Origin of the sequence: Pseudooceanicola sp. (assembly GCF_029213205.1) — a bacterium.
In the GTDB taxonomy this organism is placed as follows: Bacteria; Pseudomonadota; Alphaproteobacteria; order Rhodobacterales; family Rhodobacteraceae; genus Pseudooceanicola.
The window spans coordinates 62062-70624 of record NZ_JARGNH010000019.1 but is presented as its reverse complement, the minus strand read 5'-3'; the positions used below and the strand labels follow the sequence as shown (position 1 = coordinate 70624).

The following is an 8563-nucleotide window of genomic DNA, read 5'->3' as shown; positions in this document are numbered from 1 at the left end:
TGACACCCCTACCCTATGCACGACAAGAGTCGCGGTTCAGGTATCGCTCACAGTGATGAGTTCACAGTTTCTGGACGGCTCCGAGGCCCAGAGGATCGCAATCCTGCGCGGGTTCAACAGCACCTCATCTTTCGCCAATGTGATATTCGACGCTGATGCCTTCGACACCGACTTATTCTGGGTCATCCTGTCCTGCGCAAGCCTAGCGCCGGGGTCTCCCGGCCCGAAAAACAGAATGCCATAGAGTAGCATTCTCTCGAGCGGCGCCCCTAGGGACCGCAAGATTTACATTGGAGGAGGACGGGCCATGCCCATTCAAAGACACGATGACGGAGGAATCACCCGCCTGACCCTCGACCGGCCGGAGCGGATGAACGCGATGGACCCGGAAATGCGCGAGCAACTGCTCGAAAATCTGATGGACATCCGCAGCGACCCCAGTCGCCGGGCGCTGGTGATCACCGGGGCGGGCGGACATTTCTGCACCGGCGCCGACGTGCAGGCCATGGGCGAGCGCAAGCGGGGCTTCAAGACCGGGCGCATGATGATCCGCAACTCGGCGCATCGCTATGTTGCGCTGATCCAGGACCTCGACATACCGGTCATCGCTTCGGTGCCCGGCCATGCCGCCGGTGTTGGCTGGGCCATCGCGCTGGCCGCTGACGTCATCCTGGCCGCGCCGCAAGCCCGGTTCACCGCCGCCTTTGTCCGCATCGGCCTGGCACCGGACGGCGGCCTGGTCTGGCAGCTCGCCCGGGCGCTCGGGCAATATGCCGCCAAGGAAATCGTGCTGACCGGCCGCACCGTCGAAGCCGAAGAGGCCGGACGCCTCGGTCTCGTCACCCGTGTCGTTGCCGATGGCGCGCTTGAGACCGAGACCCAGGCCATGGCCGAACGTCTCGCCAGTGGTCCGACCCTTGCCTTGGCGATGGCCAAACGGCAGTTCATGGCGGCGCAGTCGCCGGGCTTTGTGCCCTTCCTCGAAAACGAGGCGCTGATGCAGCCGGTCATGCAGCTGACCGAGGACAATGCCGAAGGCATCGCCGCGTTCCGCGAGAAACGAAAGGCGCAGTTCAAAGGGGAATAGACCCACTCCGGGTTCATCTTTCCAGAAATACTCCCGCCGGAGGCCCGGTCCCCGCAAGGGGCCCGGCTTTCGTCATGGCTGCGGCAGGCCCAGCACCCTTTGGGCAATGAGTTTGTGTTGAATATCTGCGCCGCCCCGGTGAGGGTCCCGGGATAGACCTGATAATAGGGGGTCAGCAGGTCTATCAACTGACCGGTATTGCAGCGCCTGAAACGATCCGATCGAGCAGGTAAATTGATGCCGGGTGCAAAGATACTCGACGGTCATCGCCGCGCGCAACTCAACCTCAGGCGCTCTGCCCTCTTGGCCCGCCTCGCAAAAGCCCGAAGCGAGCCCGCCGCCCAGTTCAACCCCTAGATCATTGATGACAACCTTGGCGCCCTCGATAAGGGAATCGCTTGGATGAAGCAGGTTTGCTTCCAGACTGGAACGGATAGTTATTCGCCCTCGGGCATCTGCACTTTGAGCCGCGCCTCATAGGCGTTGCGAATGTGTCTGCTGGCCATATCCTCGGCTTTGGCGACATCACGCGCGGCAATCGCTTCGCCCAATTCCCGGTGTTCGATGAGCACCGCCTTGCGCCGCTCCATGTCGACCAGTGACGAGCCACGGCGATCCGCGGCGACAATGTCATCCAGGGTCGAGAGGAATTTCTGAAGATAGCGATTATGTGCGCTCTTCCGAATCATCGCGTGAAATTTCTTGTTGTGCTGAAACATCCGCTCGCGGTCATTGATCAGCTCAGGCTCTTCTTCAGTTAGCCGCAGCAACCCGTCAAGTTCAGGACCCGAGGCATTGCGCGCCGCCTGCCCGGCCAGCGCGCGTTCCAGCACCTCGCGTGCGACGAACACCTCTTTCAGCGCCTCGTCGTCGATCGAGGCGACGATCAGCCCGCGCCGCGGGTGGTGGGTCAGCAGGCCCTCCGCCTCAAGCCTGAGCAGACCCTCGCGGGCCGGGGTCCGGCTGATGTTCAGCCAATCGGCGGTCTTGTATTCGGAAATCCGGTCACCTGGTGCCAATTGCCCATGTTCGATGGCATCGCGAACCGCCTCGTAAGCATGCTGCGCCAAGCGCGCTGAATTGCCCTTTTGTGCTGCCATGCCACCCTCAGTCCTGGTCGTCGCACCCCCGGCAGAGTGCCGGTGCAACAGGTTTTCAATTTTTGGAATACTATCGCGACAATCCGCGCCGGGCAATAGAACCACCCGTTGCGACCCTGCGCCTTGGCAGCAGAAATTTCCTTTTGCTTTCAAAGGTCCAGGCGGAGGCATTCGAAATCCCCGGTTGGTATACACTTCTACTCATCGGTAAGCATGGTATTCCTTCATCCATGCTCCCAGCGGCGGGCCCTTCGGAGGTTCTGGACCACGATCACATATCCGCATGCCTTTCGTGTCGTGGTCGCCCGCATCTTTGGCCTGAACAGTGACGAAATCCGGGCGATTACACCGGATGTCGGCGGGCCCTTCGGGTTGATGTCCTTCCCGCCGCGCGAGGCGTAAGTGCTGGTCTGGGCAGCGCTGTGGGCCAAAACCGGTTAATCCGATGTGATCACAACATCGGTGAATGTCGGGTCAGCGCGCCGCAGGGCCTGAATGATCGCCGTCGTCAGGTGCTGGGAGACATAATGTGCGTGGAACCGTGACGGCGCGGTCAGAACCATCAAGCCGCCGGTCTGCGAAACTGCCTGCAAAGGCCGAATCCAGGCGGAATAGACATGCGGATTGGTGGTCTGAAGGATCGACAGCGCCGCCTCCCAGCCAGCTGCCCCGGCCTGCGCGACGGTCGCCCCCTCGCCACGTGAGGGAAAAGGCACCACCCGCCGCTCGGCGGCGGCGGGCGGTTCGGGCGTCTCTACCAGACGATCATGAAAATCTTCGCCAACATTCATCCAGGCCGGCCGCGTGTCGCCAAGGATTATGTCGAAGCGAATTCGGTACGCGGTGATTCTGGCGCGCGCCGCCGGGCGCTTCACCTCTACCCAGCCGAGGCCTTTGAGCAGCGCCATTTCGCGTTTCACTGTGCGCTCGGTGACGCACCACAGGCGCGCCATCTCGCGACGACCAACGACAAGCTCGTCGCGCGACCAGTTGTAACGAGCGGTGATCAAGGTGATCAAACGCAGAGCGATTCGCTGTTTGCTGCTGTCCCCGGCCATGGCATGGGCACCTATGGCGGTGAGAATGTCATATTTTCGGGCTGCCGCGCCCTGCCCCACTGGCTTTGCCTTGAGCATGTGCCACCTGTCCACTCGATCCACCTCAGCTTCGTCCGCCGTATTCTCAGCGTTATTCCCGAAGCTGGAGTGATTAGCGTTGAGTTCTGCGATTCTGTCAAGCGGGTCTGTGCGTGGCCCTGCTCTCGCGTCTCAAAAAAAGAATAGAAACAGGTTTCATTGGTATTGGGGTGCCATCCTGTGTGTCCCCCTAATTTCGATCCATGTCCCCCTAAGGGGTGTAGGTGCTTCTTTGGTGTCCCCTTAAATTGAGCGAGCGTCCCTAGAACAAACGGTCGCCACCAGCGAATCGCTATAGCGGGGTTTTGCGCCTGTCTGGCCTTTGTTCCGCGCCTTTGCGGGCTTCGAGCAACATCAGGATATTCCATTTTGCCAAATCGTCAAAATCAACGTATTTAGGAGATCGACGAGATTTAGCGTCCGAAGGATTCAATGATGTTCTCTCATACCGACCTTGCCGCGCTTCAGGCGCAGTCTCTCAAGATGCAACAGCACATCCGGCGACAGACGTTTTCGCCGGAGTTGGTGAAGACCCTGCGCCGGTTTTCGTCCTGGGAGGTGTCCGAGCTGATCTTTCAGGTCAACCAATCGACCTTTCGCGGACGCTTGGCGGCGGATCCGTCTCTGCCTGGTGGCGAGGTAGAAGAGGAAGGGCGGCAGCGCTGGTTTTCCCTTGACGAGATCAACGAGCTGCGGCGGCGGATGAAGATCAATCGCAAGTCGCTGATGCCGCCGCGTCCCGCCAACAAACGGGCCCTGCGCGCCGCCGTGGCCAATTTCAAGGGCGGTGCCGGCAAGTCGACGGTGGCGCTGCATTTCGCCCATGCCGCGGCGCTGGATGGCTACCGGGTGCTGCTGGTGGATTTCGATCCGCAGGCGACGCTTTCGCATTCGATGGGGCTGACCGATGTGACCGAGGATTTCACGGTCTGGGGAATCATCGCCCGCGATCTGGTGCGTGAGACCGACAAGATGAACGCCGCGCCACGCGGTGCGGAGAGCGGCGCCGCCCTGCCCGTCCGCCGCCTGCCCGCCTCGATCCGGGACATGGGCCTGTCGGATCTGCGCGCCACCGACTTTATCAAAACCACCGCCTGGAGCACCATCGACATCGTGCCATCCTGCGCCAATGCTGCGTTTGTCGAGTTCGCCTCGGCGCAGTATCGGCACCTGAATCCGGATTGGTCGTTCTTTGCGGCGGTGTCGCGGTTCCTCGATCAGATCCAGTCGGACGCCTATGATCTGGTGATCTTTGATTGCCCGCCGGCGATTGGCTATCAATCGATGAACGCGGTGTTTGCGGCGGACATGCTCTATATCCCGTCTGGTCCCGGCTATTGGGAGTACGATTCGACCACGTCGTTTATCGGCCAGCTGGCCGAGGCGCTTGAGGATCTGGCCGCGTTCCCCGCGGGGAACCTGACCTTGCCGAAGCAATTCTGTGATATCCGGTTTCTTCTGACCCGATATGAGCCGGGCAATGATCTGCACCGGGCGATGTATGATGCTTTTAGCAAGGTCTTTGGCGACCGTCTGGCCGAGCACCCGATTGAGCTGACGCGGGCGGTCGAACAATCCGGTCGCTTCCTGAGTTCGGTCTATGAGATCGACTATCGCGACATGACCCGGGAAACCTGGCGCAGGGCGCGCACCACTTTCGACAAGGCCTATGCGGAGTTTCGCGGCAATGTGCTGGCCGCCTGGGACAAGCTGGAGGATGAAGCATGAGCAAGAAACGGCGGATGTTCGACATTGATCTGCCTGAGGACGATCTGGAACCTCAGGCCGTTGTTGAGGCGGGGAATGCGCGGCGTGGGCCGATGGCGGCGGCAGTACGCGAGAACGCGGAATCTTTGCGGGGCCGGGCGGAGCAGGAGCAGGAGATCCGGGCCGAGAATGACCGGTTGGCGCATGAATTTGTGCGCCTGAAGAAGCAAGGGCTGATCACCGATCTGGTGCCGGTCGAGGCGATTTCCACCGACAAGCTGGCGCGGGATCGCGCGATGGCCGGGGAGGATGATCTTGACGACCTCAAGCTGTCGCTGGCCGAGATTGGATTGTCGAACCCGATCCAGCTGGAGCATCTGGGGGAGGGCCGTTATGAGCTGATCCAGGGCTTTCGCCGGCTGTCGGCGTGGAAGGCACTGCTGGTTGAAACCGGCGATTCCGAACGCTGGGGCCGGATTCCGGCGGGGATCGTCGCCATTGGGCAACCGCTAGAAGAACTCTATCGCCGGATGGTCGATGAGAACCTGGTGCGCAAGGATATTTCTTTTGCCGAGATGGCAGAGCTGGCGCGGCGCTATGCGGCGGACCCGGCGACATCGGTCGAAGATGTCGACAGCGCGGTTGGCCTGTTGTTCCGATCAGCGGCCAAGCAGAAGCGCAGCTATATCCGCGCGTTTGCGCAATTGCTGGATCGTATTGGTGAGGATCTGACCCATCCGCAGGCCATGCCGCGCGGGTTGGGGCTGGCGCTGCGCAAGCGACTGGATGAGGTGCCCGGAGTCGAGGCGGCCCTCAGGTCGGCGCTGCGGTCGCTGCCTTCTGTGCGAACACCGGATCAGGAGCTGGCCCTGTTGCAACGCTATGCCGGTGGCGCCAGCGATCAGGTCGGGCGCGAAAAGAGTAGGGGCGGCGCGGTTGAACGACCGGCGCGGACCACGTTTCGGGTGGAGCGTCCGGGCGGATCGGCGCGCTGTGTCGCCTCTGATGGGCGGCTTGAGGTGCGGCTCGGCACTGATTTCTCGGCCAAGGATCGCCGGGTGCTTGAGGCCGCCGTGGCCGAGTTGCTGGCGACGCTGGGCGAATAGGGTTCCCCGCGGGGAACTCCGTTTCAATCGCAAGGCGGTTGGCCGATGATACACAGCATCGCTCCGGTCCCGGGTGATTTCTTTTAGAGCCATGCGTCCGGGTCCGTGGTCGAGGCATGGGTGGCATTCGAGCGCTTCTCGCCCTTGAAATCGACCTCGGCATTGCGGTGTGGTTTGGTGTTGCGGGGCATCGCAGCGGTCTCGGAAGGGTCGGTTTCTGTCGTTGTGTTCGGGGCGGGCGGTCCGCCCGCCCCATCACCGTCAGGCCGGGCAACCTCGACCTTCGGCTGGAAACCTTTCGTCGATGCCCAGGCTTTCACCGGCGTGCTGTCGACCGAGAAATGCTCGTTCGACGGCCGCGGCGCATTCTCCCTCGCCCTGGAGTCTCAGAGGCTTTGCGCCAGACGCACCCCTTCATCAATAGCCCGCAGCGCATCGAGTTCGGCGGCCTCCTTTGCCCCGCCGATCATCGTGACGGTGGCGTTGCGGGTGGCGAGCTCTTTCGCCAGGGCCCGTTCCGGCTCCTGACCGGTGCAAAGCACGATCGTGTCGGCGGCGATGACCTTTGGCTTTCCGTCCATGAGGATATGCAGCCCCGCGTCGTCGATGCGCTCATAGACCACCCCGCCCAAGGCCTCGACCCCGTGCTTGCGCAGCGCGTTGCGCAGGATCCAGCCGGTTGAAACGCCAAGCCCGGCGCCCGGTTTCGATGCCTTTCGTTGCAGCATCACAACCTTGCGCCGCGATGATTTCGGGGCCAGCGGATCGCCTGCCAACCCGCCCGAGGTGGCAAACGCCGGATCCACGCCCCATGTCTCGCAGAATGCGTCGGCGTTATGGGCCTCGGCCGGTTCGGTCACCAGGAACTCGGCCACGTCATGGCCGATGCCCCCTGCCCCCATCACCGCGACGGTGTCGCCCGCCGCCCGGTCGCCGGACAGAATCTCGGCATAGGTTGCGACACTGGGATGATCGACGCCCGGCAGGTCGGGAATGCGCGGCGTGACCCCGGTGGAAATGACCACATGGTCAAAGCCGGTCAGATCGTCCAGCCCGGCCCGCTGCCCAAGGCGCAGCTTGACGCCGTGCTTTTGCATCTGGCCGCTGTAATACCGCAGGGTTTCGTCGAATTCGTCCTTGCCCGGTGCCGCGCGTGCCAGATTCAACTGACCGCCCAGCTTGTCTTGCGCTTCGAAAAGCGTGACGTCGTGGCCCAGTCTTGCCGCCTCGGCGGCCGTGGCCATGCCTGCGGCGCCGCCACCGACCACGGCCACTTTCTTGGGTGACTCTGTCGGCGTATCCCGAAATTCGGTTTCGCGCCCGGCGCGTGGGTTGACCAGACAACCAACCGGTCGATCCGAAAAGATGAAGTCCAGACAGGCCTGATTGCAGGCGATGCAGGTGTTGATTTCGTCGGCGCGGCCTTCGTGCGCCTTCTTGACAAAATGCGGGTCAGCCAGAAAGGGGCGTGCCATCGAGATCATATCGGCATCGCCAGAGGCAAGGATGTCCTCGGCAAGCTCGGGCGTGTTGATTCGGTTGGAGGCGACCACCGGGATCGACACCGCCGCCTTGACGTTCGCCGCCGCCTGACGCCAGGCGCCGCGCGGAACCGGATAGGCGATGGTGGGCACGCGCGCCTCATGCCAGCCGATACCGGTGTTGAGAATATCCGCGCCTGCCGCCTCGATCTTGCGCGCCAGGTCTGCAATTTCACCGGCGGGCGCGCCGCCCTCGACCAGATCGGCGGCGGAAATGCGGTAGATGACAAGAAAGTCGGGCCCGCAACGGTCCCGCACCGCGCGCACGATTTCGACCGGGAAGCGATGGCGATTCTCGGCGCTTCCGCCCCAGTCGTCTTCGCGTTTGTTGGTGTGGGTGACGGTGAATTCGTTGAGAAGGTATCCTTCGGAGCCCATGATTTCGACGCCATCGAAACCTGCGGCCTGCGCATTGGCGGCGGCTTTGGCGAAATCTTCGATGGTACGACGGATGTCAGCGTCGGTCATTTCGCGCGGAACAAAACGGTTGATCGGCGCCCGGATCGGGCTTGGCGCCACGCAGCCTTCGATCTTGGCATAGCGACCGGCATGCAAAAGCTGCGCGCAGAGCAGGCTGCCTTCGGCCTGCACCGCCTCGCAGATCGGGCGCAGGCCGCGTGCCTCTTCAGGGTCATCGATGCGCGGACCTTCGGGATCGAATATGCCCTCGGCATTGGGGGAAAACCCACCGGTGACCAGAATCGCCGCCTCCCCCCGCGCCCGCTCAGCATAAAACGCGATCTGTTTGGCAATGCCGTCAGGCTCGGTTTCCAGCCGGGTGTGCATCGATCCCATGATGACACGGTTTCTCAACATGTGCTGGCCCGCGCGGATCGGGGAAAGCATGGTCCCGAAGCTTTCTTTCTGCGTGTTTTCCATGATGAGC

At 62.3% G+C, this 8563-nt stretch carries 8 protein-coding genes and 1 pseudogene; 5 read left to right on the top strand and 4 right to left on the bottom strand.

The features are described from left to right. Both P1U48_RS13765 and P1U48_RS13760 read left to right on the top strand, forming a co-directional pair. On the top strand, positions 1 to 244 hold a 244-nt coding region (locus tag P1U48_RS13765), incomplete at its 5' end, for a hypothetical protein (RefSeq protein ID WP_301069668.1). A 63-nt stretch (positions 245 to 307) separates the two neighbouring features. Then, positions 308 to 1087, top strand: a complete 780-nt coding sequence (locus P1U48_RS13760; protein WP_301069666.1) for an enoyl-CoA hydratase-related protein — start codon at positions 308 to 310, stop codon at positions 1085 to 1087. Between the two features lie 437 nt (positions 1088 to 1524). On the opposite strand, the gene P1U48_RS13755 is transcribed toward P1U48_RS13760, so the two are convergent. Next, positions 1525 to 2187, bottom strand: a complete 663-nt coding sequence (locus P1U48_RS13755; RefSeq protein WP_301069664.1) for a GntR family transcriptional regulator — start codon at positions 2185 to 2187, stop codon at positions 1525 to 1527. A 213-nt stretch (positions 2188 to 2400) separates the two neighbouring features. Between P1U48_RS13755 and P1U48_RS18210 the strand changes: the two genes are divergently transcribed. Continuing rightward, a complete protein-coding gene (locus P1U48_RS18210; RefSeq protein WP_366142896.1) occupies positions 2401 to 2589 on the top strand; it encodes a molybdopterin cofactor-binding domain-containing protein in 189 nt (62 codons plus the stop codon). A gap of 35 nt (positions 2590 to 2624) precedes the next feature. Here P1U48_RS18210 and P1U48_RS13750 read toward each other — a convergent pair whose 3' ends face one another. Further along, on the bottom strand, positions 2625 to 3323 hold the full coding sequence (locus P1U48_RS13750) for a DnaA N-terminal domain-containing protein (protein WP_301069662.1): 699 nt from the start codon (positions 3321 to 3323) through the stop codon (positions 2625 to 2627). A 435-nt stretch (positions 3324 to 3758) separates the two neighbouring features. On the opposite strand from P1U48_RS13750, the gene P1U48_RS13745 reads away from it, so the two are divergent. Both P1U48_RS13745 and P1U48_RS13740 read left to right on the top strand, forming a co-directional pair. Then, positions 3759 to 5051, top strand: a complete 1293-nt coding sequence (locus tag P1U48_RS13745) for an AAA family ATPase (protein ID WP_301069661.1) — start codon at positions 3759 to 3761, stop codon at positions 5049 to 5051. Beyond that, positions 5048 to 6136: a ParB N-terminal domain-containing protein gene (locus P1U48_RS13740; protein WP_301069660.1), complete on the top strand. Its 1089-nt coding sequence runs from the start codon at positions 5048 to 5050 to the stop codon at positions 6134 to 6136. Before P1U48_RS13745 ends, P1U48_RS13740 begins: the two co-directional genes overlap by 4 nt. A gap of 86 nt (positions 6137 to 6222) precedes the next feature. On the opposite strand, the pseudogene P1U48_RS13735 reads toward P1U48_RS13740, so the two are convergent. Together P1U48_RS13735 and P1U48_RS13730 are read right to left on the bottom strand one after the other, a co-directional pair. Continuing rightward, positions 6223 to 6489: pseudogene (locus P1U48_RS13735) on the bottom strand (IS5/IS1182 family transposase); the annotation flags it as partial. A 33-nt stretch (positions 6490 to 6522) separates the two neighbouring features. Continuing rightward, a complete protein-coding gene (locus tag P1U48_RS13730) occupies positions 6523 to 8556 on the bottom strand; it encodes an NADPH-dependent 2,4-dienoyl-CoA reductase (RefSeq protein ID WP_301069659.1) in 2034 nt (677 codons plus the stop codon). Positions 8557 to 8563: the final 7 nt, after the last annotated feature.

Excerpts from the sequence above, each read along its gene's own strand:
- P1U48_RS13740 (WP_301069660.1), top strand. The coding sequence starts at position 5,048 with ATGAGCAAGAAACGGCGGATGTTCGACATTGATCTGCCTGAGGACGAT.
- P1U48_RS13730 (WP_301069659.1), bottom strand. The coding sequence starts at position 8,556 with ATGGAAAACACGCAGAAAGAAAGCTTCGGGACCATGCTTTCCCCGATC.
- P1U48_RS13745 (WP_301069661.1), top strand. The coding sequence starts at position 3,759 with ATGTTCTCTCATACCGACCTTGCCGCGCTTCAGGCGCAGTCTCTCAAG.
- P1U48_RS13755 (WP_301069664.1), bottom strand. The coding sequence starts at position 2,187 with ATGGCAGCACAAAAGGGCAATTCAGCGCGCTTGGCGCAGCATGCTTAC.
- P1U48_RS13760 (WP_301069666.1), top strand. The coding sequence starts at position 308 with ATGCCCATTCAAAGACACGATGACGGAGGAATCACCCGCCTGACCCTC.
- P1U48_RS18210 (WP_366142896.1), top strand. The coding sequence starts at position 2,401 with ATGGTATTCCTTCATCCATGCTCCCAGCGGCGGGCCCTTCGGAGGTTC.
- P1U48_RS13750 (WP_301069662.1), bottom strand. The coding sequence starts at position 3,323 with ATGCTCAAGGCAAAGCCAGTGGGGCAGGGCGCGGCAGCCCGAAAATAT.